Below are 25,002 nucleotides of genomic sequence, written 5' to 3'. Positions count from 1 at the left end.
AGCCGATCGGCACCTTTTCACCCGAACGTCACCCTTGGTGCCGCCGAGGGGTCAGTAGGCGCCTCGGCCCGAGACGACCGCACGGGTCGTCTGCGCGAGGATCGCCAGGTCGAGGAACGGCGTCCAGTTCTCGGCGTAGTAGACGTCGAGCCGCACCGCCTCGTCCCAGGGCAGGTCCGACCGGCCGGAGACCTGCCACATCCCCGTCATGCCGGGCTTGACCAGGAGCCTGCGCCGCATGCGCTCCTCGTAGGCGGCCACCTCGTGGGGCAGGGCGGGCCGGGGACCCACCAGGCTCATGTGCCCGCCCAGGACGTTGAAGAGCTGAGGCAGTTCGTCGAGGGAGTATCTGCGCAGGACCCGGCCCACCCGGGTGACGCGAGGGTCGGTGCGCATCTTGAACAGCGGACCCGTGGCCTCGTTCTCGGCGGCCAGCGCAGGCACCTCGCGGTCGGCGCCGACCCGCATGGTGCGGAACTTGACCATCCGGAAGATCCGGCCGTCGCGCCCCACCCGTTCCGACAGGTAGAACAGGCCACCCTTGCTGGTCAGGACGACAGCGAGTCCCACGCCGACCAGCGCCGGGAGCAGGAGCAGCGTCAGCAGAGCGGCGAGCACCCAGTCCATCGCCTGTTTCACACGAAACTTGTGCCCGTCGAACCGGGGTGCGGCCACGTGCAGCAGGGAGATCCCCGACGCCGGGGAGACAGTGACGCGGGAGGCCTCGACGTCGGCGAGCTCGGCCGTGAGCATGAGGTCGACACCCACCCGTTCCAGCTGCCAGCCGAGCCGCCGGACCACCTCGGCCGTGATCCGGCCGGACGCGCTCACCGCGACGGCGCTCGCGCGGACCAGGGCCGCGGTCTCGCCGACGCGGGACAGGTCACCGAGGACGGGGACGCCGCCCACCAGGTCCCCGCGAACGGCGTCACGCGTCTGCTGACGGTCGGTCCGTGGGTCACCGTCGGACGGCGCCTCGTCGGCGGGTAGGCAGGCGCCGACCACGACGAGCCCCTGCTCGGGCGAGTCGTTGAGCAGACGGATCACCCGCTCGGCCCGCTCCCGATGGCCGACGACGAGGACGGACGTCATGCAGCCGGCGCCGCGGTGTCGGGTGCGCAGCACCCACCGCCGCCAGGCGTAACGTGACGTGATCAGCCCCGCGAGCCCCAGCGGGAACGCGATGGCGTGCACGAGTGCCTCCCGGACCTCGACCAGGCTGGTGAGCCACGCCATGAGGACGAGGACGCTCACCGACGTCCAGGTGGCGCCGAGGACTCGCCGGTACTCGGTGAGGTCGTGGCCGACGATCCGCGGGTCGTAGGAGCCTTCCGCCGCCAGCGCCGCGACCCAGACCAGCGCCACCAGCGCCGGCACGGCGACCGGGCCCGAGTGGCCCGAGGAGCCGGCCGTCAGCGCGGCATCGAGCAGGTAGGTGACCGCCACCGCGCCGACCACGACGGTCGCGTCCGTGAGCCGGAGCCGCGTGCGATACCAGCTCTGCCACGGGGGCAGGGCATGTGACGCACGAATGCTGTGCAGCCCCCGGGCCGAACGGATCCTGAACCGGGCATCGGTTGCCGTCGGGTGAATCTCGAATCCGCCGCCGATCGTCTGGCTCGCCACATCGAATCCTTTCTTACCTCGGGCAAGAATTGCGCGTCGTCGAGCGCGCGCAATTGCGGCACGGCACGGTGCCATAAGGTGATGGGACTGTGGCATCCAGCCCTGATAAGGCCGATCCGGGGCGGGTTCCGCCCCTGGCGCTCATGGTTTCCTGTACACAATGATAAAAGCCGAAAGAAGTGCTGTCGCCTTGCTGGAGCCCTTTCACCCGACGGTTCACCCGGCGGTTCACCCGTGGTAAGAAATGGGCGAAAAAATGGGTCGAACAAGGTCTTTAAAGTTTTTCATCCGCGATCGCCGATCGCTATGAAAAAGATTGGCGAAATGCGCTTCATCCGTGAAGGGAAGTGCTCGAGGATGCCTCGCTCAGCACGCCGTCCGCCTCCGTGAACTCGTCGCCGGTCGAGGGGCAGCGCCACCTGTCCGGACCGACCCGCTCCAGCGGTACTCCGGCTCGCCCTACCCAGCGGATGCGCCGTGCGGGCACGCCCGCGACGAGCGCGAAGTCCGGCACGTCGGCGGTCACGACCGCGCCGGCGGCGACGGTGGCCCACCGGCCGACCGTCACCGGGGCCACGCAGACCGCCCGGGCGCCGATGGCGGCACCGGTCCTGATCGTGACGCCGACCGCCTGCCAGTCGTCGTTCGTCTTGACCCTGCCGTCCGGGGTGACGGCTCGGGGGTACAGATCGTTGGTCAGCACGGCGGCAGGTCCGACGAAGACACCGTCCTCGAGCACGGCGGGCTCGTAGACGAGAGCGTAGTTCTGCAGCTTGCAGCCGTCGCCGAGCAGCACACCCGGCCCCACGTAGGCTCCGCGCCCCACGATGCAGCCGGCGCCGACGACGGCGTTCTCCCGGACCTGGGCGAGGTGCCAGACGGTGGTACCCGCGCTGATCGTCGCTCGCTCGTCGACGTCCGCCGACGCCTCGACGCGCGTCCGGTGCTCGTCGATGGTCATGGTGGCCTCGGCCGGTCAGCGAGCCCGGTCGCGGACGAACGCGTGCAGGCTGCCCGCGGTCTCCAGCAGCCCGCCGGTCAGCTCGTCGTCGTCGACCGTGATCCCGAACCGGTCCTCGAGCGCGGTCAGCAGCTCGAGGACCGCCAGCGAGTCGAGCTCCGGCAGGGCGCCGAAGAGCGGCGTCGCGGCGTCGAACGTGCCGACGCGTTCCTCGATCCCGAGGGTGGTGCCGAGCACGTCCAGCACGTCGGCGAGCGGCATCTCGCCCGCGCCGTCGCCGGTCACGGTGCCGGCCGGGTCATGTGTCACGTCGCTGCTCATCACGTCTCTCCTGTCAGGGCGGTCAGACCAGCACCTCGGCGGGCGCCGGGTGGCTGAGGAATGCGGTGGGGCTGGCGGTCAGGCCGTAGGCGCCCGCCTGGAGCACCGCGACCAGGTCGCCGGGCTCCGCCGGGGGGAGCTGGACGTCGTCGGCCAGGAGGTCGAGCGGGGTGCACAGGCAGCCGACGACCGTCACCTGCTCCCTGTCGGGCGCCGCCATGTGGTTGCCGACGAGCACCGGGTAGTTGCGCCGGATGACCTGCCCGAGGTTCCCGGAGGCGGCGAGCTGGTGGTGCATCCCTCCGTCGACCACGAGGTACGTCCGTCCGCGCGAGACCTTGCGGTCGATCACGCGGGTCACGTAGCAGCCGGCCTCGCCGACGAGGTAGCGGCCCAGCTCGATGTGGACGTCGGCCTCGGGCAGCGCGGGTGCGATCAGCTCGCCGACCACGGTCGCGAGGTTCTCACCCACCCGGCCGAGGTCGACCGGCCGGTCCTTCGGGAAGTAGGGGATGCCCAGGCCGCCGCCCAGGTTCACGTAGCGCACGGGCCCGGGCGTGTGCTCGGCCAGGGTGACGACGAGCTCGGCCGTGGCGCGCTGGGCGTGGGCGACGAGCTCCGCGTCGAGGTTCTGCGATCCCGCGAAGACGTGGAAGCCCGCCATGTCCACGCCGGTCGCCGCCAGGTGGCCGAGCAGGTCGGGGACCTGTTCGGCGTCGACGCCGAACTGCTGCGGGCCGCCGGACATGCGCATCCCCGAGCCGCGCACCGCGAAGTCGGGGTTGACCCGGACCGCGACGCGGGGGACGACGCCGAGCTCGTCACCCGCCGCGACGACACGGCGTGCCTCGGTCTCCGACTCGAGCTCGATGAGGACGCCTGCCGCGACGGCGGACCGGATCTCGTCCGGCGTCTTGCCGGGGCCGGCGAAGCTGACGTGCTGTGGGCCGGTGCCCGTGTCCAGCGCGGTGTGCATCTCCCGGGTGGAGGCGACGTCGAGGGCGTCGACCAGCCCGGCCAGGTGCTGCACGACGGCAGCCATGGGGTTGGCCTTGACGGCGTACCCGAGACGTACCGCGCCGCCGAGCGCGGCCCTGACCTCGTGCACCCGGTCGGTGATGCGCTGCCGGTCGTAGGCGAAGAACGGTGTGGACCCGACGCGGGCGGCCAGGCGCCCCAGGGGCACCCCGCCCACGAGGATCTCGTCGCCCGACACGGGCACGGCGGCGACGGCCGGATGCGGGGCGGTGAGCGGCTGCGCGGTCACGGGGTCACCCGCGTCACGATCTGGTCACGGATCGCGGTCCGGTCGAGCTTGCCGTTGGGGGTGCGGGGCAGGGACGCCGTCAGGCGGATCTCCGCGGGAACCATGAAGGCGGGCAGCGCCTGTCGCATCTCCTTGCGCAGCCGGTCGGGGTCCACCGGTTCGACCGCCGTGCCGGGCGTCGCCGCGACCAGCACGATCCGCTGGCCCAGGCGGGAGTCGGCCACCCCGAGCGCGACGGCCTCGCGCACCAGGCCCGTGTCGAGGGCCGCCTGCTCCACCTCGGTGGGGCTGACGCGGTACCCGGAGGTCTTGATCATCTCGTCCGCCCGGCCCACGAAGTAGAGGTACCCCTCGGCGTCCCGCACCACGGTGTCGCCCGACCACACGGCCGGCTCGGGGACGGCGCGCCAGGGTTCGTCGTACCCGGGCACCGGACGGAACCGCTCCGCCGTCCGCTCCGGGTCGTTCCAGTAGCCGAGCGCGACCAGGCTGCCGCGGTGCACCAGCTCGCCCGGCTCGTCCGCGGCGCACGGCGTGCCGTCCGGCCGCAGCACCAGGACCTCCGCGTTCGGGATGGCCCGGCCGATCGAGTCGGGCCGGCGATCGACCTGGCCCGGGTCCAGGTACGTGGAGCGGAACGCCTCCGTCAGCCCGTACATCAGGTAGGGCGCCGCCGTGGGGAACACGGTGCGCAGCTCGTGCAGGAGGGCCTGCGGCATCCGCCCGCCGGTGTTGGCGAAGTACCGCAGTGCGAAACGTGCGGAGGGCGGCCACGTGGCTGCGGCGAGCTGCGTCCACAACGGCGGTACGCCCGTGATCCCGGTGACGCCGTACCGCTCGCACGCGGCGGTGACGTCGCGCGGGAGCAGATAGTCGAGGAGCACCACGTGGGCGCCGACGGCGAACGCGGTCGTGAGCTGGCTGAGGCCGGCGTCGAAGCTCAGGGGCAGCACGGCGAGCAGCACGTCGTCGACGGTGTTGTGCAGGTAGCCGGAGACGCTGGTCGCGCCGACGATCAGGTTGCGGTGCGACAGGACGACGCCCTTGGGCGCCCCGGTGCTGCCCGACGTGTACAGGATCGCCGCGACGTCGGTGTCGGGCCCCGCCGGCATGTCGACGAGCTGTCCCTCGGCCTTCGGGGCCGGCGTCCAGTGCCGCACGGTGATCCCCGGCAGGTCCTCCGCGAGCGGTGGGCCGTCCGGCTGGTCCACGAGCAGCACGACGGTGAGTCCGGTACCGGCGAGCCGGTCGCGCACGGCGGCCAGCCGGCTCGCCGACGTGACCAGCACCCGGGCGCCGGAGTCGCGCACGACGTGGGCCACCTGCGCGCCCTTGAGCAGCGGGTTGACCGGGACGAACACTCCGCCGGCCACCGAGGTGCCCCAGAGCGCGGCCACCGTCTCGAACCGCTTCTCCAGGTAGACCGCCACCCGGTCGTGGCGGGACACGCCGAGCCCGGCGAGCCGTGCCGCCGCCTGTCGCGCGGCACGCCACAGCTCTGCGTACGTCAGCGTCGAGTCCCGGAGGGACAGCGCGGGGGCGTCGGGTCTGATCCGGGCCTGGTGCTCCACGTGCTGATGGATGGAGGTCGTCACGAAGTTCACGGTACGGCGGCAGCCGTCATTTCTGGCAGGCCGTCAGAGGGTGAATGGTCCCGGAGCACGGGTGAACAAATATGTGGCGCAGAGCAATTCGGGCGACCGGGTCGGAAGTCGAATCAAAGGGTCGAAATAATTCGACGAGGTGAATCTTCAGAGGTGAATTCCTGCGAGCCGGGCGGGTATTCATCTCGCGGGCCGGGTGAAGTGTTCCCCGTCGCATTCACCACGGGACCTGGGTGAGCTCGCTGTAGAGGTACGTGACCGACTCCGGGGGCTCCCCGGCCCGGCTCAGGTACATCGCCGGCCGCTGTGCGGACAGCGGTACCGAGTGCCATGGCCGGCGGCCGCACACCCGGGTCTGCACCAGGGTGAACGGCAGCCGGTGCGCGAGCAGGATGTGCCGGTACACCGCGGGAGCGGCCGTGCCGAACACGGCGCGGTCGCTCACGTGGAGCACCGAGGCGAACAGGCCGACCCGCTTGCGTCGCACCCTGCGGAACACCACCCAGCACGGCCGCCCGTCGGCGACGACCACGACGTGCCGGGCCGCGGCCGAGTCGGCGTGGTCGCGGTAGGCGGCCAGGTCGCCGCCCGTGAGGACGGCCTCGATGCCCGTCCGCCCGGTCACCAGGCGGACACCGGGCCGCACGGGCAGGGGAAGGTTGACGACCAGTGCGCCGGAGGTGTCCAGGTGGCGGAAGCCGAGGCGCTCGTTCAGGGGTACCACGGTGCCGCTCGGGGAGAGGTCGGTGAGCTCGCGGTCCCGCTGGGCGAGCATCGCGCGCACCAGCCGCAGCGAGTGCTGGCGGAACTCGTCCAGGACGCACCACGCCGCGAGGTTGCACACCGCCCGCTGCCGGCCAGGGCCGCCGGCCTCGGAGTAGAGCCCGGCGTACACGCCGACGACCCGGCCGTCGGACTCGAGCAGGAACCCGTGGTCGGGGTGGCTCGTGGTCCACGTGGGGCGCAGCGACCGAGCCCATCGTTCGGGCGTCAGCGAGCCGTTCAGGTGCGCGCTGAGAAACTCGCCCACGCGGGAAAGGTCGTCCGGTGTGATCGGGGCGAGCGCGACATCGGTCGAATGTGCCACGTTCGCAGTATGGCGCGGTGAAAACGCGGCGGCAGGCAGTGTGCGGGGTGAAGAAGCCGGTGCCGCAGAATTTCATCCCGTCATTCCCTGAAACATGGCGGGCGGCGTTTTTCTCACCCCTGCGTTCACCCGGCAGAGGGCTGCCTTTGCCGTCCACGAGCCCGCACTATCGGGTGATGGCCGTCAACGGATCGCTGGGTCCATCGCGCGTGGCTCACGTGCTGCTGATCGCGCCCGCGTGCGACGGCGAGGACGTGGGGGAGTCGTGGCTCGCCCACCAGTGGGCGCTCCGGCTGTCGCAGCGGTTTCGCGTGACACTCCTGTCGACGTACAAGAGGGGACACGTGCCACCGTCGCGGCAGCTCCCGACGGTCCGGGTCGTGGAATGGGCGGAGCCGCCGCTGGTGCACCGTGCGGAGCGGCTGAACAGCTTGCTCCAGCCGGCCTACGTGCCGTTCTACGTGCGGGCCCGGCGCTACGTCCGGAGCCGGCTCGCGGCGGGCGAGCGGTTCGACGTGGCACACCAGGCGACGCCCGTGGCCCTGCGCTACCCCTCACCCGTCGTCGGCCTGGGTGTCCCCCTGGTGGTGGGGCCGGTCGGCGGCAGTCTGGCGTCCCCGCCCGCGTTCGTCCCCGAGGAGGCCGCGACGCCCTGGTACCAACGCCTCCGAGGACTCGACCGGCTCCGGCTCAGGCGTGATCCGCTCCTGCGTGCCACCTACGAGCGGGCCGACTGCGTGGTGGGCATCGCCCCCTACGTGCGCGAGCTCCTGGGCGACCTGCGGCTGCGCCGGTTCGAGACGCTCGGTGACGTCGCCGTCCACGCACTCCCACCCCAGCGGGACCGGGCGGGCCGTCCCGGCCCGGTCCGGCTGCTGTACGTCGGGCGGCTCGTGCGCACCAAGGGAGCGCGGGACGCGATCCGTGCCATGGCGCAGCTGCGCGACCTCCCGGTGGTGCTCGACGTGGTGGGGGACGGGGCCGACCGTGCGGCGTGCGCCGACCTGGTGCGTGATCTCGGGCTCGCGGAGCGGGTGCTGGTCCATGGCGCGGTGACCCGTGCGGAGGTCGACCACTTCTACGAGCGTGCCGACATCTTCGTCTTCCCGAGCTACCGCGAGCCGGGCGGTGCCGTCGTGCTCGAGGCCATGTCGCACGGGCTGCCGCTCGTCGTGTGCGGCCGCGGTGGTCCGGGGGCGAACGTGTCCGACGCGTGCGCCGTCCGGTTGCCGGCCGAGTCACCGGCTCAGCTCGCCCGGGACGTGGCCACGGCGGTCCGCGGCCTGGTCACCGACCCGAAGCGGCGGCTGCGGATGGGGGAGGCGGCCCGCGAGCACGTGGCGGCGACCCACCTGTGGGACCGCCGGATCGATCGCATGACGGATCTCTACGAGCAGATCGCCGCCTCGCGTGCGACGAGCGGCGGCCAGGTGCCCGGATGAACGACGAGAGCCAGCGTGCCACGATGGACCGCATGGGCACTCCGTCCGTACGGATGGCGCTCCGGTGGGTCGTCGGTGCGCTGGTCGCGGTCGCGCTCACGACGCTCGTCCAGCCCCCGCCGCCGTCCGACTCCGCGGGGGAGAGCCCGGCGGGTGCCGGCGGCCCCACCGCGTCCGTCGGGGCGGGAACGCCGATCACCTTCCCGACGGCCACGACGGCAGGGCTCCCTCCCGGGTGGTCGCCGCGGCGCACCCACACGGGGGACCTCTGGATCCGCACGGCGGGGACCGTGGTCGAGGACCTGCGGATCACGGACGGCGTCATCCATGTCGCGGCGCGGGACGTCACGCTCCGGCGGGTGCACGCCGTCGGGGCCAAGGTGGTGAACGATGCCGAGGACACCTGCGGGACCGGCCTGGTGATCGAGGCGTCCACCTTCGTCGCGGGCTCCGCGCGGACACGGGACACCGACCTGCCGGTCATCGGCAACGGTGGCTTCACCGTGCGGGACGTGGTGATCGACGGCGTCCCCGAGGGGATCAGGGTGGGCGCCAAGCAGTGCGGTGACGTCGTCGTCGAGGACTCGTTCGTCCGGATCACCCCGCCCGACGTGTGTCCCGACTGGCACGGCGACGGCATCCAGGGGTACGGCGGCGGCAGCGTGACGGTCCGGCGGACGTGGATCGTCATGCGCGAGCGCGAGGACTGCTACGGGACCGCGCCCTTCTTCTACCCGAGCGGCCAGGGCAACACGTCGCTGACCGTCGACGGGCTGCTGGTCGAAGGAGGGGGCTACCCCTTCCGTGCCGGCACGCCTGGAACCGTGCGCGACCTGCAGGTGGTGGAGGACAGCTGGGGCTACGGACCGGTCGACGTCCTCTGCTCGGCACTGACCACGTGGCAGGCGCACGTCGTGACGGTGAGCGACGGCCGGACGACTCCGGGCAGCGCGATCGAGTGCGCGGGCAGCGGCACCTGAGCACCGGCCGGTGCGCCGAGTCCGGTCAGCTCCCCGTGCGGGAGCTGGCATCCCGTTCCCAGGTGGTGAAGTCTCCTGCGCGCAGGGCGCCGCGGGCACGTACGCGCCCGGCGAGCACGACGCCGAGGAACACAGGGATCCGCGGCGCCAGCCCCGGCCGCTCCCGCAGGACCTGCCAGAGGTCGCCGAGCGTCGTACGCGCGTCGGCCCCGCGCAGGCCGGCCCGGTCGGCCTGGACGTTGCCGGTCGTCACCCGTGCACGGCGGCGGACCAGGTCGCGCAGGGTGCGCGCCGGGTGCACCACGACGGCGACGTCCTGCACGATGACGCGCTCGGCCGGTGCGAACGCCTCGGCGAGCACGAGGTCGTCGGCCATCATGTCGGGCAGCGCCCCGACCCGGTGCGCGCCGTCGCGGGACACGGCGAGGGCCCCGCGTCCGAACAGGCCCGAGCGCACGGTGGGCAGCGCCTCCCAGACGTCGTAGTACCAGCGGGCGAGCACGGTGACGCCCGCGCGCGGCATGGCGCGGCGTGGTGCCGCGACCGCCGCGCGCCCGGGGCCGACGGCGGCCGCGAGTCGGGCCACGCCGTCAGCGGTGATCTCGACGTCGGCGTCGAGGTACACGCGAGGGAAGGTCCCGGCCACCTGGTCCGCGGCGCGCAGGGCGCGCGTCTTTGACGGCTCCGGCAGGTCGAGCACGGACACGGGGTACCGCGCGGCCACGCGCGCCGTCCCGTCCGTGCACCCGTTGCACGCGACCACCGTCTCGAACCTGCCGGGTTCGGCGCACAACGCCTCCAGAAGACGCCCGATCGTGTGCTCCTCGTCATGCGCGGGAACGATGACGGACGCCACCGGCGCCCGCACCGCGGCCTCTCCGGCCGGCCGGCTCATCGCGGTAGCACCGCGTCGCTCGCCCCGAGCGCGGCCGGGCGCTGAGCCGGGCGTACGAGCGCCCGCAGCGTCGGCCAGGACGCGCGGTGTCCCAGCAGGCCGCGGCGGAGCTCCACCAGCAGGGTCGCCGCGTAGTACAGCCAGGCGGCTCCCGTGCCGCGTCGGCGCCGGATCAGGCGCACCCGGTTCAGCATCTGCATGGTGTGGGTCTCGTGGCTCGTGCCGGAGCCGCCACCGATGTGCATGCCGCCCGCCGTCGGCGCGTAGACCGTGGCCCAGCCGCGGTCCCGGGCCCGGAGCGCGAAGTCCGTCTCCTCGGAGTAGAGGAAGTACGACTCGTCGAAACCGCCCACGGCGTCGAAGCACTCCCGGTCCACGAGCCAGATCGCGCCGACCGCCCAGTCCACGGCGTGCTCGGTGGTGTAGGCCCGCGGGTCCTCGACCCGCTCCGCGAGCCACGGCACGCGGGTGAAGCTGAGACCTCCGGCGCGGGCCACGGTCGGCGTGCGCCGCAGCGTCGGGGACAGGCTCCCGTCCGCCTCGCGCGTACGGGGGACCACGATGCCGACCCCCGGCCGCCGCAGCACGCTCAGCATCCGCGGCACCGCCTCGGCGTCGAGCTCCACGTCCGGGTTGAGCACGAGGACCGCGGCCGTCTCCGGCGCGTGGCGTACCGCACGGTTCATGCCCGCCCCGTAGCCGTCGTTCACGCTCTCGACCACCGCGCAGTCGCCCCGCCGCCGCAGCAGCGCCGGTGTCCCGTCGGTGGACCCGTTGTCGACGACCACCGTCGTGTACGGGACGTCGCCGAAGGCGCCGGGCAGGCTGTCGAGGAGTGCGCCGACGTGCCGGGCGCTGTTGTAGGTCACGACGACCGCGGCGACCTCCGCCCCCATCAGCGCAGTCCCTTGACGAAGGTGCGCGCCGAGTCGGCGAGCCGCGTGGCCCGGCGGTCGCCGTGCCGGAGCCAGCGGGCCACGTCGTCGGGGGTGTCGTGGGCGCGGAGGCTGAACCGGGCCTGCCGCCAGGTGCCCGGCCGCGCCAGTGCGCGGTCACTGGTGTAGACGCGGGTGTAGCGCAACCGCCGCAGCGCGGCCAGGGTCACGCGGTCGTACCGGCCGAGCGGGCAGGCCGCCGTACGCACCGGCTCGTCCAGGATCTCCTCGAGTCGCCGCCGGGCGACCACGAGCTCCTCGTGCTGCTCCGCCGGGCCCAGCCTGCGCCAGACGCGGTGGTGCATCCCGTGCGATCCGACACCCATCCCGGCGTGGCGCAGCCGGCGCACGTCGTCGGGCGACAGCGAGCCGGGGACGCCGAGGCGGCCCGCGATGACGAAGAACTCCGCGACCCGCCCCCGCTCCAGCAGCTCCGGCAGCGCCACGGTGACGTCGGAGGCGTTGCCGTCGTCGAAGCTGATCCGCACGTCCGGACGCTCGGCGACCAGGTCGAGGACCCGGCGGAACGTGCCGGCACCGATCCAGTAGGAGGCCTCCCCGGCCGGGACGCTGCCGGGCGGCGTCCCGATTCCGTGAAAGCAGAGATTGATCATTTGTTTATCGTGAACGAAGAACTACCGGCACGGAATACGGCCGAGGGTGAATGTCCGGGTGATTGACGGGCCGGTGTGCGTGGCTATGCAGGGCCGCGCAACGACCCCGTGAGGCCGACCAGGAGAAAGAGGGCGCCCATCGTCATCGGGAACGCGAACGCGTCGAAGAAGAGCAGGCTGACGAACCCGACGACCACCGAGGCGATGAGGGCCAGCGCCAGGTCGTGGGACCTGGCGTCGGTGCCCGCACTGTGTGCGCGCGCCCGCAGGAGCGCTCGGACCGCCGCCAGGCCGAGGCCGCAGAACAGGGCCGTGCCGACCACGCCGATGGTCACCAGGAGCAACAGGTACTGGTTGTCGAAGATCCGGTACGTGGGCAGGAAGGTGCCCAGCCCTCGTCCGAACAGGGGGTCACGGGCGATGAAGTCTCCCGCCAGCGCGAACGATCCGGTCCGTGAGGCGACGCTCGGGTCGTCGGCGGCCCCGGTGAACAGGCCGAGGATCGACGCCAGCATGCCCGGCGCGACGACCAGCCCCGCGACCGTGCCCGCCGCGGTGACGCCGAGCATCACGCGGCGCCGTGATCCCTTCCAGCCGAGGAGCATGATCACGAGGCCGACGGCGGCGCCGACGTAGGCTGACCGGGAACCCGTCGCGGGCACCAGCGCGAGCGACGCCGCGGCAGGGGCCCAGCGCACCAGGGCCCGGCGCTCGGTGTGCTGGAAGCCGACGTGCAGCGCCAGCGGCAGCAGCATGGTGACCAGGACGCCGTACTCGATGGGGTGGGTCGCCGTGCCCTGCGGGCGGACGCGTCCGTTGCGTTCCCCGAGCTCGTACGGCGACGTGAGGGTCAGCCCGGGCAGGGAGATCCGGTCCACGAACAGCTCGCCGACGGCGAACTGGGCGAGCCCCAGCAGGGCGAGGGCCCCGCCCGCGAGGGCCAGCCGCCACACCAGCAGGTCGCGCCGCTCGGCGGACCCGATCCCGTCGTGCGCGAGGAGGAGCATGCCCGACCAGGCGAGGAGCGACAGGAGCCCGACGTCGGCGGGGCTGATCTCGCCCGACACGACGGGCCGCGACATCGCGATGACGTACGACACCCCGACACCGAACAGGAACAGGCCGAGGGCCACCCTGACCTGCCGGGGACGGCTCAGCGCCGGTCCGGTCGCCCCGACGCCGATCAGCACCCAGAGCAGCAGGCTCGCGAGGCCGGCCACCATCGACGGTGCACCCGCGCTGCCGAGCGGCCCGATCACGAGCTTGGAGGGCACGGCGAACAGCAGGACCAGGTAGATGGACAGCCATGTGACGACGTCGAACGGCACGGCCCGCCGGAACGCCGAGCGAGCTGGTGCGGCGTGCCGGTGGTTCGCGGCAGGCCGGGTCTGCGTCACCGGGGCTCCGCGGTGGACGCCCGGGCGGGCGTGTCGTCCCTCCGGCGGTCGCGGGAGTCGGGGGCGGGGTTGTTCCACGTCGGGCCGCTGTCCGGCGGCTTGAGGACCGGTGGCCCGGTGACCGGTGCCCGGCGCCGCACCCGGCTGCGCCGTAGCCCGTCGGTCGCCACGGCGCCGACGACGGTCACCACCAGCCCGGCGCCGGCGGCGGCGATGAGCATTCGCACCGTGCCGCTGGTGTCGATCTCCGCCCGCTCGTCCTTGGCGAGGACGAGCGTCGACACGATGGCGTTCTGCGGTGCGTCGACCTCGGCCTGGAGCCGCCGCAGCTCCTCAGGGATCGACGAGGTGAGCCGGTCGAGGGTCTCCAGGGCTCGCCGCGGCGTCGCGTCCGTCACGTCGACGGCGATCACCGGTCCGCGCGTCGACTCCTCGATGGCCACGACGTACTCGGCGTCGGGGGAACCGGAGGTGAACTCGGCCTTGGCGCCGTCGCTCTCGTAGTACGCGACCACCACGCGCGCAGGGAGGTCGAGCCCGCCGAGTGCCAGGAACGGGTTGCCGCCCTTGCCGACGGCCTGCTCGGAGGGTACGAGCAGGACCAGGGCGCGCGCCGTGTAGACGGGTGGCTCCACGGCGGCGGCCCCCCAGACCAGTGCGGCGGTCGCCATGAGCCCCGCGACCGTCACCATCCACTGGCGGCCCAGGGCTGTGATCACCTCGAGGAATGACATTGGTTCACCCTTTCCGGGCGTATCACGTCGCGCTCGACAAAGGTATCGTGCGAGGGCGGGGAAAGGAACGAAGCACGGAATTCCGAGGCGAATTTCGCCCGCTGCGGAGAAATAGCGGAGATGCTATGGCCTTGTGGGACCTGGTGCGTGCGGCACTGCGACGCTGGACCGTCCTGGTGGCGGGCGCCGTGGCGACGCTGGGACTCATGTACTCCACGACGCTGGACGACGGCGTCTACTGGAGCCGCACGCAGGTCGTGTTCCTCGCGCCGCCGAGCACCGACTACCCCAACTCCCTGCGCACCACCTCCGAGGACCTGATCATCACCGCGGGTGTCGTCGCCAAGTCGGTCTCGGGGCCGGACGCGGTCACCAAGTACGCCTCCCCGGACGCGACGCTGGTCGGCGAGGGGGTACGTGACGGCTGGTCGATCCGCCTGCCTGACACGGGTGGCCAGTGGGCGCCCCACTTCGCCGAGCAGGTCCTGTACGTCGAGGTCGTCGCGGCCACCGCCGACGAGGCCGCGACCCGGCAGGGGAAGATCATCGCGCAGATCGCCGACGAGCTGGACCGCCTGCAGCGCGACGCCGGGGTGGCGCCCGTCAACGACATCACCGTGACGGTAGCCCCGGAGTCCACGGTGGTGCACCAGGTGAAGGGGTCGCGCGCCCGGAGCGTCGGGATGGCCGGGGTGCTCGGCGCCGCCGCCACGTTCACCGTCATCGCGGTGCTCGAGGCGCGCGGGCGCCGGGCCGTCACGCACGGCCACCGCGCCGCACCTCGTCCTCGACGATCTGTGCCACCCGCTCCTGCGTCGGGCCCCAGGACCGGCCCATGACGCTCGCGGCGACCTTCGCGGCGTAGACGTCGGCGTCCGGCCGGTCGACGGCGGCCGCGAGCTCCGCGGCGATGCCCGCCGGAGTCGGCTCCGCCCACCCGACGTACGCGCCCGGCAGGTCCGCACGGGCCAGCGGAGAATCGTTGACGACGGGCACGACGCCGGCGGCGAGCATCTCCTCGGCCACGAGCGAGATGTTCGTGAAGGACATCGCGAGCCCGGCGACGACCCGTCCGTACAGCTCGTTCAGCTCCGCCGGAGCGAGGTTCCCGTGGTACGACACCGGGAACGGCAGGCCCGTCGGCCGCGACCCGTAGACGTGGATCTCCTGGTCCGGGTGCGTGCGGTGAAAGCGCTCGAGCGCCAGCCGGGCCAGGAGATAGCCCCGGCGGCCGACGTCCGGCTTGGCGTAGAGCACCACCCCCGAGCGGGGCGCCTCGGTCTCCGGCGGGCGGTAGGTCAGGGTGTCGCACCCGAACGGGACGACGTCGCTGTCCTGGCCCAGCTCGGACCGGAGGCATCCCGCCACCATCTCGCCGAGCGCGATGCGCCGGAACGGGAACCGGTAGGTCATGGCCGCCAGCTCGTACTCGGACCCGCGCGGGTAGAAGTACGGCTCGTAGTCCTGGACGAAGTACAGCCGGTGCACCGGCCGCACACCGCAGGAGAGCACGACGTGGGCCGACTCCCACGAGGACGCCACGACCGCGTCCACCCCGCTGATGCCGGCACGCGCGTCCCGGACCTCCGCCCGCACCCCGGGCCAGCCGCGCCGCAGCTCGGCGGTGCGCAGGGCGACGTCGAGCCCGTGCCGGTCGTAGAGGTACAGGACGCAGGTGTGGCCACGCGCCTCCAGGCCTTCGACCATGCGGAACAGGGTGGTGTGCCCGCCCGAGCCCGCCGCGGGCGGTGACGTCACCCAGCCCACCGTGAGCGGCCGGTCCGGTGGTGCTGCCTCCGGCGTCGGCAGCACGTCCGGGACCGTGCCCGCGATGTCCGCCGGGTCGAGCTGGAAGCCGAGCGACCCCGCGCCGGTGGCCCGGTACGCGCGCGCGGCGACCCGCTGGGCCACCCCGTGCACACCCGCACGGCGCAGGCGGCGGATCGTCGCGGTGGTTCTGGTCAGCCGGTTCATCAGCAGGTCCCCCTCGGTCACAGGCCGGACGTCGCCCAGCGCAGGTACAGCAGCTCGACGCGAGCGCGCCGGGCCACGCGCCGGACGGCGGCTCCGGGCCACCGCCCGGCGCGCCGCTGCCGGCGCAGCACGCGCTCTGTCGAGCGCCAGTGCTTCGACGGCGGCCAGATGTCGGCAGCGAACCCCAGGTACTCGTCGGGTTGTTCCCGCCGGTCGGTGGCCGCCCCCGCGTACCGCAGCGCGTCCCGGGCCAGCGCCGCCAGCGCGCGGTCGTGCAGCGCCGACGCGTCGGGGAGCCGGGCACCGACGTTGGCGAACAGCCGGTCGTACGCGTCGGCGCGGGCGCGCAGGTCCAGCAGCGCGCCGGACCCCTCGTTCACGCTCAGGCTGTCCGCGTGCTCGCGATGGAGCGCCTGGTCCGCGCCGCCCACGTAGGCGACGTCGCTGACGGCGGCCAGCCGCAGCCACATCTCGACGTCCATCGTGAACCGGAGCGTCGGGTCCAGCGGCCCGACGTCCTCGAGCAGGGCGGAGCGCATGACCACCTCGGGGGAGGTGATGCAGCTGACGCCCGTCCGGCACCGCTCGGCCAGCCACGCGTGCCCGTCCCAGACGGTCCACGTCAGGTCGCCGACCGCGGGTTCGGGCGACGTACCGTCGTCGAAGTGGTGCGGGTGCCCGTAGACCAGCCCGACCTCCGGGTGCTGCTCCAGCACGGCGGCCGCCCGGGCGAGCGCACCGGGCGGCAGCATGTCGTCCGCGTCGAGCCGTACGACGAGCTCGCCCGTGCTGGCCGCCCAGCCTCGGTTGAAGGACTCGACCTGGCCGACGTTCCGCGCGTTCGCGACGACGCGCACCTCCGGGTGCCGCTCCGCCAGCGCACGGGCGACGGCGAGGCTGTCGTCCGTCGAGGCGTCGTCGACGACGATCACCTCGACGTCCACGCCGGCCTGGCTGACGAGGCTGCCGACGGTCTGCGGCAGGAAGCGGCCGTACCCGAAGCACGGCACCACCACGGAGACACGGGGCCGGGCCAGCGGGGCCGACGGCGCGAGCCGTCGGATGTCGCGGGGCGCCAGCGGGGACCGCACCCACCGCCCGAACCAGGCGACGAGCCGGCCGCCGCTCCGCCCGCCCGTGGCGTGCCGGTCCACCCACGTGCGCCACGCGGTGGCCGCCCGGTCGAGCGTCCCCGTGCTCATGGGAGCACCGCCGGAGGTGCGGCCCGGCCCGTCACGGCCGAGTGGAGCGTGCGGACGACGTGCTCCTGCTGCGCCGCGGTGATGCCGGGAAACATCGGCAGCGACAGGATCTGGGGGGCGTGCGCCTCGGCGCGTGGTGCGAGCCCCTCGCGGAAACCCAGGTGGACGGTGGCCGGGAGCAGATGGACCGGGGCCGGGTAGTGGATCCCGTGCCCGATCCCCGCGGCGCCGAGCGCGGCCGACACCGCGGGCCGGTCCGGCGTACGCACCACGTACAGGTGCCACACGTGGGAGGCCCCGGGCAGCTCGCGCGGTGCCACGAGCTCGGGCACGTCCGCGAACACGTCCGCCAGCAGGTCGCCGTAGCGGGCCGCCGCGGCCGACCGCCGCGCGTTCCAGGCGTCCAGCCGGGTCAGCTTCACCGACAGGACGGCGGCCTGCAGCGCGTCGAGGCGAGAGTTGGCGCCGACCTCCAGGTGCTCGTACCGGTCGGTGCCACCGTGGTTGCGCAGGCGGCGTGCGCGCTCGGCGATGTCCTCCGAGGAGGTCAGGACCGCGCCGGCGTCGCCGAACGCGCCCAGGTTCTTGCCGGGGTAGAAGCTGGTGGCGGACACGTCGCCCGCCCCGCCCGAGCGGAACCCGTCCCGGGTGGCGCCCTGGGACTGCGCGGCGTCCTCGACCAGGAGGACGTCCGGACCCGTCACCTCGCGCAGGCGAGCCACGGGAGCCATCTGTCCGTACAGGTGGACGGCGACCACCGCCCGGGTCCGCCGGGTCAGCCGGCCGGCGACGTCCTGCGGGTCCAGCAGATAGTCGTCGTCGACGTCGGCGGGGACGAGCGTGGCACCGCAGCGCAGGACCGCCTCCGCCGTCGCGAAGAACGTGTTGGCCGGGACGATCACCTCGTCGCCCGCGCCGATCCCCGCCGCCCGGAGGCCGATCTCCAGCGCGTCCGTCCCGTTGCCGACGCCGATGGCGTGCGGCGCCCCCGAGTACGCGGCGAACTCCCGCTCGAAGCGGTCCACCTCGGGGCCGAGCACGAACCCTGACGTGCCCAGGATCCGGTTCCAGCGCTCGCGGATCTCCGGCTCGACCTCGTCGGTCTGTGCCTGCAGGTCCACGAAGGGCACCGGCTGCCGCGGAGGCGCCGGGGGAGCCGTGCTCACGGTCTCGGTCATCAGGTCGTTCCTCTCGGTGGGGACGCGGGGACGGCGGGCGTCGCGGTGGCCTCGTCCGGTCCGTCGAGGGCGGCGCGGGCTGCGCGCAAGCGCGGTAGCGCCCACGCGACGGTGGTGGCCAGGTAGACGACGAGCGTCGTGGCGCCGCCGAGGAGGCCGCCCAGCAGCGGGCCGTCCGCCCGGTCGGCGACGAGCATGCCCAGGCCGACGGCGCACACCGCCGCGAGGCCGGGCACGGCGAGCGCACGGACGAGCGCCCCTACCTCGTCCCGCGACCGGTGCAGCAGCACGAGGTAGGCGGGCAGCAGCACGCCGACGGCGACGACGGCCTGCGCCAGACCGACGCCTGTGCCCCCACCGATCCGCGCGCCCACCACGGTGGCAGGGATCAGGGCCGCCAGCCAGACCACCTGCACGACGAGGACGCTGCGCGAGCGGCCCAGTGCGTACAGGTAGCCGACCAGGACGTCCGCGACCACGCGGGTGGCGCCCACCACGGCGAGCGGCACGAGGATCTGCACGGCGGGCTCCCACCGGGCGCCGTAGACCAGGACGACCAGCGGGTGAGCCAGCGCGGCGAGCATCGCCGCCGCGGCGGCGACTACCCACCACACGGGGCCCAGGAGCGGGACGAGCGCGGCGCGGGCGCGCTCGCGGACCCGGGAGAAGGCGGGCAGGGTGACCGACCGCAGCACCTGGCCCACCAGGGTCATCGGCCACGTCGAGATGTTCGCGGCCAGCACGTAGTACCCCAGCTCGACGGCGCCGGCGGTGTTCCCGAGCACCACCCGGTCGACGGCCAGCAGGACCCAGGACAGCAGGTTCGCCGCCGCGACCGGCAGTCCGAAGGCGAGCACGGAGCGCGCTACCGTCGCGTCCCACGAGAACCGCAGCGCCGTGCGGGCGAGCCAGAACTGCATGGCGACACCGCACGCCTGGCCGGCCACCCGGCCCACCGCCAGGCCGAGCAGGCCGTGGCCGAGCGCCGCGAGGACGAGGGTCACCACCGCGCCGACACCGAAGTCGACGGCGTTGCAGCGGAACAGGCTGCGCTGGTCGAGCCGCCGTTGGAGCGTGGCGAACGGGACCACGCCGATGCCGGCGAGCAGGAACGTAGCGGCCAGGATCGCGATCGGCCCGGCCGCGCCGGGGCCGCCCATCGCGGCGGCGAGGGCCGGTGCGGTCAGCGCGGTGACGACGGTCAGGGTGCCGCCGGTCACCAGGCCGAGCACCGCGACCGGCCCGGTCCGCCGCGCGAAGTCGGGGCTGCGGACCAGGTCCGCGCTCAGGCCGAGGTCCGCGAGGGCCATGACCACGCTCTGCACGGTCAGGGCGATCGCGTAGAGGCCGAACTCCTCGGGCGACACGATGCGGGCGATGACGATCCCGAGCCCCAGGTTCCCCAGCCGCACGACGAGGGTGCCGGTGGTGCTCCAGCGCAGGGCCCGCCCGACCTGGCCGCTCAGGGCCTGCCGGTCAGCCATCGGCAGGCCTCTCCCGCAGGCGCCCGCGCGCGGTGTCCCGGGCGACCAGCGCAGCAGTCCGACCGAGGGACACGGCCGAACGGCGGCCGGACCCGGCGGCGGAGCGGTAGATCTGTTCGAGCTGCCGCGCGGCGCCGGTCAGGGAGAACCGTTCCGTCACGACCTGGTGCCCGAACGCGCCGAGGTGGTCCCGCAGGCCCTCGTCGCGCAGCAGCGGCTCCAGCTCGGCCGCGAGGCCCGGCATCCCCGCGCCGTCCGACCCGTACCAGCCCTGGTCGAGGAAGGCCCCCAGGGATCCTTCGTCCAGGCGGCGCCAGAAGCCCCGCTCGCCCTGCACGACGACGGGCTTGGCGAACGCCATGCCCTTGAGCACGGAGCTGCCCATCCCCAGCACGACGTCGGCCGCCTCGTAGGCCTGCCGCGGGTCGTCGAGCGCGCCGGTGACCACCACGGCGCGCCGCCCGAGCCAGCCGTTGACCGCATCGGCCCGCGCCACGACGGCGTCGGCCCGCGGGCCGTCACCCACGACGAGCAGGCGCAGCGGACTGCTCGAGCCCGCGTGGTCGACCAGGGCGATCGCGTCCAGGATCCCGGCCGTCTTGTCGAGGTCGTCGGTGAGGCGGCAGACCACGGAGAGCACCAGGTCGTCGGGCGTGAACCCCCATCGAGCCCGGGCAGCGCCGTTGCCCCGAGTCGACGGGGCGTTCGCGACGGTGTCGATCGGCGGTTCCATGAGCCGCACGTCCCGGCGTGTGCCCGCTGCCTCCCGCGCGAGCCTGGCGGTACCCACGATCAGTGGCACGTGCCGCGGGATGTAGCCCGACACGTACATGGACAGGGTCGTGACCACGGCGGGCGTCCCCAGCAGCAGGTGCGGGCCGAGGGCGATGTCGATCGCCGGGCCCCACTCGTACGCGTGCACGACGTCGGCGCGCAGGCGGCGCACCGTCGAGACCGCGTGCGCCATGTTGCGGGGCGACGGCCACGTCAGATGCGTCGGGAGCGCCTCCAGGTCCAGCCCGAACCGGCGCGCGACGTCCCACATGGCCCCACCAGGAGGTGCGAGGACGACGACGTCGTGCCCCAGGGCCGCGGTCTCGCGGGCCAGCTCCAGCGCGTTGAGCTGGCTCCCGCCGATCTCCATGTGGTGCACGTAGACGACCACCCTCATCGCGGGCCTCCCGCCGGCGCGGGCACGAGAGGGCGCGCCGGTACGCCGGCCCAGGTCTCGCCGTCGGGTACGTCGGTCAGCACCACGGCGCCCATGCCGACGGTGGCGCCCGCACCGATGCGCACGCCCGGGTGCACCGTGGCGTTCATCCCCAGGTAGGCGGCCCGGCCCACGCGCACGCCGCCGCCCAGCCGCACCCCCGCGGCGAGCGTGGCGAGATCCTCGACGCGGCAGTCGTGCGTCACGGTGACGCCGGGCATGGCGACCACGTGCGCGCCGAGCTCGGCGTCGGCGGTGATCGTGACGCCGGCCAGCAGGACCGACCCGACGCCGACCGGGCAGCCACCGGGGTTGCGCACCGCCGGGTCGACGACCGAGGCGAACCGCGTCGCCCCGGCCCGGCGCACGCGGGCGACCACCAGCGCCCGCCCGCCGCTGGGACCCACACAGGCCAGCAGGTCGGCGTCGGGGTGCCGGCCCACGTCCTCGATCCCGCCCAGCACAGGCACCTCGTCGAGGGTGGGCGGCAGGTCCGCGTGGCGGTCGTCCAGTACGCCGAGCACCGGGCGGCCGGCCTCGCGCAGCACCGCCAGCGCCTCGCGGGCGAGCCCGCTCGCGCCCAGCAGGAGCACCGGGCGGGCGCTGGTCACCGTGGCTCCCCGGCCGTGCGCACGGCGGCGATCACGCGGTCCAGCTCGCCGTCCGTCATCTGGTGGAAGAGGGGCAGGATCAGCGTGTCGGCCGTGAGCCGCTCGGTCACCGGCAGCGGTGCGTGGCGGGGCGCGGCGTGCGCGGGCTGGAGGTGCGCCGCCATGATGCCGCGCCGCGCGGAGACCCCCGCCGAGGCGAGCGCCAGGAGCAGCCCCTCGCGGTCCGTCGCGTACGGCGGCCGCACCTCCAGCCACAGCGACTGCGCGTTGCCCGTGCCCCACGGGGGATCGTCGACGAGGCGGAGGCCGGGCACGTCCGCGAGCGCGTCGCGGTAGCGGGCGGCGAGCTGCCGGCGCCGGGCGACGATCTCGGGAAGCCTGCCGAGCTGCACCAGGCCGACGGCGGCCTGCAGGTCGGTCATCCGGAAGTTGAACCCGACCTCCCCGTACTCCTCCGGCGGCGAGACGAGGGCGGCGTGCCGGTCGGCCGCCGAGACGCTCATCGCGTGCTCCCGCAGGCGCCGCGCGCGAGCTGCCCACTCCGGGCGGCTCGTCGTGAGCATCCCGCCCTCGCCGGTGGTGAGGATCTTGCGGGGGTGGAACGACCAGGCGGCGATCTCGGCGCCCGCCCCGACGGGGTGGCCGCGGTAGGTCGAGCCGGCGCCGCACGCGGCGTCCTCGATCACGACGACGCCGAGCGGGTCGCACAGCTCCCGGATCGGGGCGAGATCGACCGGCACACCGCCCTGGTCCACCGCGACGACCGCGCGGGTGGCGGGCGTGAGGGCGGCGGCGACCGTCTCGGCGGTGATGTTTCCGGTGGCGGCGTCCACGTCCGCGAACACGGGTCGTGCGCCGACGTACGTGGGGGCGTTCGCCGTGGCGACGAACGAGAAGGACGGCACGACGACGTCGTCCCCCCCGCGGACACCCGCGACGACCAGGGCGAGGTGCAGCGCCGTCGTGCAGCTCGAGGTCGCGACGGCGGCACCGGCCTCCATCGCGTCGGCGAACGCTTCCTCGAACTCCGCGACGCGCGGGCCCTGGGCGACCCAGCCGGACTCGATGACCTCGGCCACCGCCGCGATCTCCGCCGCGCCGAGCCACGGCTTCATGACGTCCACCCGGGTCAGGTCCGCTCCCGTCGTCGTCATGAGACCACCCCGGCGCTCGCCGGTGCGGCCGACGGGGCGACCCAGTTGCGGTCCTCGATCCGGCGCAGCATCGACGCAGGGCTCTCGGGCCGGTCACGGAACCACTCGACGAGCTCGGCGACACCCTGCTCGAAGCTGGTGCGCGGCACGAACCCGGTCAGCTCCCGGACCAGGGTGTTGTCCACCAGGAGGCGGCGGACGTCGCCCGGCCGCGCCGCGAGGCGCACGGGGTCGAGGTCGGGCCGGCCGACGATCCGGGCGACGGTCGCCACCAGGTCGTTGATGGTCAGCTCGGCACCTGACCCGACGTTGACGGTGCGGCCGACGGCGGCGTCGCACCCCGCGATCTCGGCCAGGGCCCGTGCCGTGTCCGAGACGTGCAGGAAGTCTCGTGTCTGCTCGCCGTCCCCGTAGACGAAGCCGGGCAGCCCGCAGAGCGCGCGCACGATGGTGCGGGGCAGCACCTCGCCGCTGTCGCCCTCGAAGTGGCTGCGCGGGCCGTAGGTGTTGAACGGGCGGACGACGGTGACCGGCATGCCGTGGGTGCGGTAGGCGGCGCGTGCGTAGGCCTCCCCGGCGAGCTTCGAGCCGCCGTAGACCGTCTCCGGCCAGGTCGGGTGCCTCTCGTCCATGGGGGCGTACTGCGCCGTGCCGAACACCTCGCTCGAGCTGACGTGGACGAACCGGCCGACGCCCGCCGCACGCGCGCGTTCGAGCAGCTCAAGGGTCGCGGTCGCGTTGACCTCGTGGTTCTCGCGGGGGTCGTGCAGGCTGTGGCGCACCCCGAGACACGCCAGGTGGAAGACGACGCCCGCCTGGTCGACCAGACCGAGCGCCGTGTCGCTCCGGACGTCCTCGACGACGAGCCGGACCCGCGGGTCGTTCTCCAGGTGGGCCAGGTTCGCACGCTGCCCGTTGGCCAGGGAGTCGACCACGGTGACCGACGCGACGCCCCGGTGCCCGACCAGCTCGTCGACGAGGTGGCTGCCGATGAAGCCGGCACCGCCCGTGACGAGGACGTCCGCCCCGTGCAGGATGCTCATGCGGCACCGCCCGAGATGTGCTCGCCCGCGAGCTCCAGCGCCGGTACGGCAGCGGCGTCGACGAGGGTGCCCGCCCGGACCGGGGAGACGCCCCCGCCGGCGGCGAGGCTGCGGTCCGCCGCTTCCAGCACGTCGAGGACACGCAGCCCGGCCGTACCGTCGGTCAAGGGCCTGCGCTCGCCGTGGATCGCCTCCGCGAGCTCGCTGACCATGGATCCGAGCGCCTCGCGCTCCTCCAGCGCGGGGGACCAGGTGTCGCCCAGCCGGTAGGAGATGGTCGCCGCCCGCCGTTCCAGGCTGTCCAGCGCCTGGGTCTCGAGGTCGACGCCGCGGTCGTAGACGCTGATGCGCTGCTGTGGGTTCAGGTCGTCCCACACGAGGGTGCGGCGCGACCCGCCGACGGTCATGCGCCGCACCTTGGTGGGGCTGAGCCAGTTCACGTGCACGCTCGCCACCGCGCCGCCCGGGAGGGGGAGGACCAGGTAGCCCACGCACGCCTTGCCCGCGCCGATCGGGTCGGCGCCGTGCGCGGCCACCGACCGTGGCTGCAGACCGCCGGGCAGGATGAAGTCGATGATCGACAGGTCGTGCGGCGCCAGGTCCCAGAACACGTCCACGTCCGGCTGGACCAGGCCGAGGTTGATCCGCACGGAGTCGATGTACAGGATCTCGCCCAGGTCGCCGTTCGCCACCAGCTCGCGGATCTTCCGGGCCGCCGGCGTGTAGCAGTAGGTGTGGTCGGTCATCAGCACCAGGCCACGTGCACGCGCCTCCGCGACCATCTCCACGGCGGACACGGCACGGTCGGCGATCGGCTTCTCGACGACGACGTGCTTGCCGGCCCGGAGCGCGGCCATCGCTATCGCGTGATGCGTCCCGGCGGGGGTCGCGATGGCGACGGCGTCGACGTCGTCCCGGTCGAGCAGCGCGGTGAGCGACGTCTCGACGTCGGCCTGGCCGTTGGCGGCGGCGACCCGGGCGGCGCGGTTCGCGTCGAGGTCGCACACCGCGGCCAGCTGCCAGCGGTCGGACGTCACGAAGTTGCGTGCCAGGTTGGGTCCCCAGTAACCGGCGCCCACCACGGCCGCCCGCAAACACTTCTGGTCCATTCTGCCTTCTTCCGGTGTCGGCCCGGATCGGTCCGGAGAGTCGAGTTCCTGGATCCGATCAATGTACGTCCCGCCTCGACGGTGAACGGGGTGGTGCGTTCAAGAATCACCCGCCGGCGGCCTCTGTTCACCCCCGTCGACGCTTTCACCCCGAGGTGAAAAGCGAGACGTGCG

At 73.6% G+C, this 25,002-nt stretch carries 23 protein-coding genes; 3 read left to right on the top strand and 20 right to left on the bottom strand.

Annotated elements, in window-relative coordinates; translation table 11 throughout:
- Positions 1–51: 51 nt before the first annotated feature.
- The 6 genes from ACYVK7_RS25100 to ACYVK7_RS25075 all read right to left on the bottom strand — a co-directional run bounded on the left by ACYVK7_RS25100 (position 52) and on the right by ACYVK7_RS25075 (position 6,866).
- Complete coding sequence (locus tag ACYVK7_RS25100) at positions 52–1,626, bottom strand: sugar transferase (protein WP_460890460.1); 1,575 nt, start codon at positions 1,624–1,626, stop codon at positions 52–54.
- Positions 1,627–1,957: 331 nt separating this feature from the next.
- Entirely contained in the window at positions 1,958–2,587 is a 630-nt protein-coding gene (locus tag ACYVK7_RS25095; RefSeq protein ID WP_460890459.1) for an acyltransferase, read from the bottom strand.
- 15 nt (positions 2,588–2,602) lie between these two features.
- The gene (locus tag ACYVK7_RS25090) at positions 2,603–2,908 is read right to left on the bottom strand and encodes an acyl carrier protein (RefSeq protein ID WP_460890458.1); all 306 of its coding nucleotides are present in this window, start codon (positions 2,906–2,908) and stop codon (positions 2,603–2,605) included.
- A 22-nt stretch (positions 2,909–2,930) separates the two neighbouring features.
- Positions 2,931–4,175, bottom strand: coding sequence for a pyridoxal-dependent decarboxylase, exosortase A system-associated (locus ACYVK7_RS25085; protein WP_460890457.1), 1,245 nt, complete (start codon positions 4,173–4,175; stop codon positions 2,931–2,933).
- Positions 4,172–5,770, bottom strand: a complete 1,599-nt coding sequence (locus tag ACYVK7_RS25080) for an acyl-CoA ligase (AMP-forming), exosortase A system-associated (protein ID WP_460890456.1) — start codon at positions 5,768–5,770, stop codon at positions 4,172–4,174. The genes ACYVK7_RS25085 and ACYVK7_RS25080 overlap by 4 nt, the downstream gene beginning before the upstream one ends.
- Positions 5,771–5,996: 226 nt before the next feature.
- The gene (locus tag ACYVK7_RS25075) at positions 5,997–6,866 is read right to left on the bottom strand and encodes a GNAT family N-acetyltransferase (RefSeq protein ID WP_460890455.1); all 870 of its coding nucleotides are present in this window, start codon (positions 6,864–6,866) and stop codon (positions 5,997–5,999) included.
- A gap of 176 nt (positions 6,867–7,042) precedes the next feature.
- On the opposite strand from ACYVK7_RS25075, the gene ACYVK7_RS25070 reads away from it, so the two are divergent.
- The gene (locus ACYVK7_RS25070) at positions 7,043–8,308 is read left to right on the top strand and encodes a glycosyltransferase family 4 protein (RefSeq protein WP_460890454.1); all 1,266 of its coding nucleotides are present in this window, start codon (positions 7,043–7,045) and stop codon (positions 8,306–8,308) included.
- Positions 8,305–9,288, top strand: coding sequence for a hypothetical protein (locus ACYVK7_RS25065; protein WP_460890453.1), 984 nt, complete (start codon positions 8,305–8,307; stop codon positions 9,286–9,288). Before ACYVK7_RS25070 ends, ACYVK7_RS25065 begins: the two co-directional genes overlap by 4 nt.
- Before the next feature lie 25 nt (positions 9,289–9,313).
- Here ACYVK7_RS25065 and ACYVK7_RS25060 read toward each other — a convergent pair whose 3' ends face one another.
- From ACYVK7_RS25060 to ACYVK7_RS25040, 5 genes are all read right to left on the bottom strand, one after another.
- Positions 9,314–10,183, bottom strand: a complete 870-nt coding sequence (locus ACYVK7_RS25060; protein WP_460890452.1) for a glycosyltransferase family 2 protein — start codon at positions 10,181–10,183, stop codon at positions 9,314–9,316.
- Positions 10,180–11,079: a glycosyltransferase gene (locus tag ACYVK7_RS25055; RefSeq protein ID WP_460890451.1), complete on the bottom strand. Its 900-nt coding sequence runs from the start codon at positions 11,077–11,079 to the stop codon at positions 10,180–10,182. The genes ACYVK7_RS25060 and ACYVK7_RS25055 overlap by 4 nt, the downstream gene beginning before the upstream one ends.
- Positions 11,079–11,732: a polysaccharide deacetylase family protein gene (locus ACYVK7_RS25050; RefSeq protein ID WP_460890450.1), complete on the bottom strand. Its 654-nt coding sequence runs from the start codon at positions 11,730–11,732 to the stop codon at positions 11,079–11,081. The genes ACYVK7_RS25055 and ACYVK7_RS25050 overlap by 1 nt, the downstream gene beginning before the upstream one ends.
- 83 nt (positions 11,733–11,815) lie before the next feature.
- Entirely contained in the window at positions 11,816–13,129 is a 1,314-nt protein-coding gene (locus ACYVK7_RS25045; RefSeq protein WP_460890449.1) for an O-antigen ligase family protein, read from the bottom strand.
- Complete coding sequence (locus ACYVK7_RS25040) at positions 13,126–13,863, bottom strand: hypothetical protein (protein ID WP_460890448.1); 738 nt, start codon at positions 13,861–13,863, stop codon at positions 13,126–13,128. Before ACYVK7_RS25040 ends, ACYVK7_RS25045 begins: the two co-directional genes overlap by 4 nt.
- Positions 13,864–13,988: 125 nt before the next feature.
- Between ACYVK7_RS25040 and ACYVK7_RS25035 the strand changes: the two genes are divergently transcribed.
- The gene (locus tag ACYVK7_RS25035) at positions 13,989–14,702 is read left to right on the top strand and encodes a hypothetical protein (RefSeq protein ID WP_460890447.1); all 714 of its coding nucleotides are present in this window, start codon (positions 13,989–13,991) and stop codon (positions 14,700–14,702) included.
- Here ACYVK7_RS25035 and ACYVK7_RS25030 read toward each other — a convergent pair.
- The 9 genes from ACYVK7_RS25030 to ACYVK7_RS24990 are packed head-to-tail and all read right to left on the bottom strand — an operon-like array spanning position 14,620 to position 24,828.
- On the bottom strand, positions 14,620–15,858 hold the full coding sequence (locus tag ACYVK7_RS25030) for a rhamnosyltransferase WsaF family glycosyltransferase (RefSeq protein WP_460890446.1): 1,239 nt from the start codon (positions 15,856–15,858) through the stop codon (positions 14,620–14,622). The two genes, ACYVK7_RS25035 and ACYVK7_RS25030, sit on opposite strands and share 83 nt — an antisense overlap.
- The gene (locus ACYVK7_RS25025; RefSeq protein ID WP_460890445.1) at positions 15,855–17,039 is read right to left on the bottom strand and encodes a glycosyltransferase family 2 protein; all 1,185 of its coding nucleotides are present in this window, start codon (positions 17,037–17,039) and stop codon (positions 15,855–15,857) included. The genes ACYVK7_RS25030 and ACYVK7_RS25025 overlap by 4 nt, the downstream gene beginning before the upstream one ends.
- Positions 17,036–18,217 carry a DegT/DnrJ/EryC1/StrS family aminotransferase gene (locus tag ACYVK7_RS25020; RefSeq protein WP_460890444.1) on the bottom strand — a complete coding sequence of 394 codons (1,182 nt, stop codon included), beginning with the start codon at positions 18,215–18,217 and terminating at the stop codon, positions 17,036–17,038. Before ACYVK7_RS25020 ends, ACYVK7_RS25025 begins: the two co-directional genes overlap by 4 nt.
- Entirely contained in the window at positions 18,217–19,701 is a 1,485-nt protein-coding gene (locus ACYVK7_RS25015) for an oligosaccharide flippase family protein (RefSeq protein WP_460890443.1), read from the bottom strand. Before ACYVK7_RS25015 ends, ACYVK7_RS25020 begins: the two co-directional genes overlap by 1 nt.
- Complete coding sequence (locus ACYVK7_RS25010; RefSeq protein ID WP_460890442.1) at positions 19,694–20,872, bottom strand: glycosyltransferase family 4 protein; 1,179 nt, start codon at positions 20,870–20,872, stop codon at positions 19,694–19,696. The genes ACYVK7_RS25015 and ACYVK7_RS25010 overlap by 8 nt, the downstream gene beginning before the upstream one ends.
- The gene (locus ACYVK7_RS25005; protein WP_460890441.1) at positions 20,869–21,522 is read right to left on the bottom strand and encodes an acetyltransferase; all 654 of its coding nucleotides are present in this window, start codon (positions 21,520–21,522) and stop codon (positions 20,869–20,871) included. The genes ACYVK7_RS25010 and ACYVK7_RS25005 overlap by 4 nt, the downstream gene beginning before the upstream one ends.
- Positions 21,519–22,676, bottom strand: coding sequence for a DegT/DnrJ/EryC1/StrS family aminotransferase (locus ACYVK7_RS25000; protein WP_460890440.1), 1,158 nt, complete (start codon positions 22,674–22,676; stop codon positions 21,519–21,521). The genes ACYVK7_RS25005 and ACYVK7_RS25000 overlap by 4 nt, the downstream gene beginning before the upstream one ends.
- Complete coding sequence (locus tag ACYVK7_RS24995; RefSeq protein ID WP_460890439.1) at positions 22,673–23,719, bottom strand: dTDP-glucose 4,6-dehydratase; 1,047 nt, start codon at positions 23,717–23,719, stop codon at positions 22,673–22,675. Before ACYVK7_RS24995 ends, ACYVK7_RS25000 begins: the two co-directional genes overlap by 4 nt.
- Positions 23,716–24,828: a Gfo/Idh/MocA family protein gene (locus tag ACYVK7_RS24990; protein WP_460890438.1), complete on the bottom strand. Its 1,113-nt coding sequence runs from the start codon at positions 24,826–24,828 to the stop codon at positions 23,716–23,718. The genes ACYVK7_RS24995 and ACYVK7_RS24990 overlap by 4 nt, the downstream gene beginning before the upstream one ends.
- Between the last annotated feature and the right edge of the window lie 174 nt (positions 24,829–25,002).

The organism is Promicromonospora xylanilytica (assembly GCF_054782895.1).
This window is presented reverse-complemented; position numbering and strand designations above follow the sequence as displayed.

Bases quoted from the DNA above. Each gene is read 5' to 3' on its own strand.
- ACYVK7_RS25095 (WP_460890459.1), bottom strand. From the start codon at position 2,587: ATGACCATCGACGAGCACCGGACGCGCGTCGAGGCGTCGGCGGACGTC.
- ACYVK7_RS25090 (WP_460890458.1), bottom strand. From the start codon at position 2,908: ATGAGCAGCGACGTGACACATGACCCGGCCGGCACCGTGACCGGCGAC.
- ACYVK7_RS25070 (WP_460890454.1), top strand. From the start codon at position 7,043: ATGGCCGTCAACGGATCGCTGGGTCCATCGCGCGTGGCTCACGTGCTG.
- ACYVK7_RS25065 (WP_460890453.1), top strand. From the start codon at position 8,305: ATGAACGACGAGAGCCAGCGTGCCACGATGGACCGCATGGGCACTCCG.
- ACYVK7_RS25060 (WP_460890452.1), bottom strand. From the start codon at position 10,183: ATGAGCCGGCCGGCCGGAGAGGCCGCGGTGCGGGCGCCGGTGGCGTCC.
- ACYVK7_RS25055 (WP_460890451.1), bottom strand. From the start codon at position 11,079: ATGGGGGCGGAGGTCGCCGCGGTCGTCGTGACCTACAACAGCGCCCGG.
- ACYVK7_RS25050 (WP_460890450.1), bottom strand. From the start codon at position 11,732: ATGATCAATCTCTGCTTTCACGGAATCGGGACGCCGCCCGGCAGCGTC.
- ACYVK7_RS25040 (WP_460890448.1), bottom strand. From the start codon at position 13,863: ATGTCATTCCTCGAGGTGATCACAGCCCTGGGCCGCCAGTGGATGGTG.
- ACYVK7_RS25035 (WP_460890447.1), top strand. From the start codon at position 13,989: ATGGCCTTGTGGGACCTGGTGCGTGCGGCACTGCGACGCTGGACCGTC.
- ACYVK7_RS25025 (WP_460890445.1), bottom strand. From the start codon at position 17,039: ATGAGCACGGGGACGCTCGACCGGGCGGCCACCGCGTGGCGCACGTGG.
- ACYVK7_RS25020 (WP_460890444.1), bottom strand. From the start codon at position 18,217: ATGACCGAGACCGTGAGCACGGCTCCCCCGGCGCCTCCGCGGCAGCCG.
- ACYVK7_RS25015 (WP_460890443.1), bottom strand. From the start codon at position 19,701: ATGGCTGACCGGCAGGCCCTGAGCGGCCAGGTCGGGCGGGCCCTGCGC.
- ACYVK7_RS25010 (WP_460890442.1), bottom strand. From the start codon at position 20,872: ATGAGGGTGGTCGTCTACGTGCACCACATGGAGATCGGCGGGAGCCAG.
- ACYVK7_RS25000 (WP_460890440.1), bottom strand. From the start codon at position 22,676: ATGACGACGACGGGAGCGGACCTGACCCGGGTGGACGTCATGAAGCCG.
- ACYVK7_RS24995 (WP_460890439.1), bottom strand. From the start codon at position 23,719: ATGAGCATCCTGCACGGGGCGGACGTCCTCGTCACGGGCGGTGCCGGC.
- ACYVK7_RS24990 (WP_460890438.1), bottom strand. From the start codon at position 24,828: ATGGACCAGAAGTGTTTGCGGGCGGCCGTGGTGGGCGCCGGTTACTGG.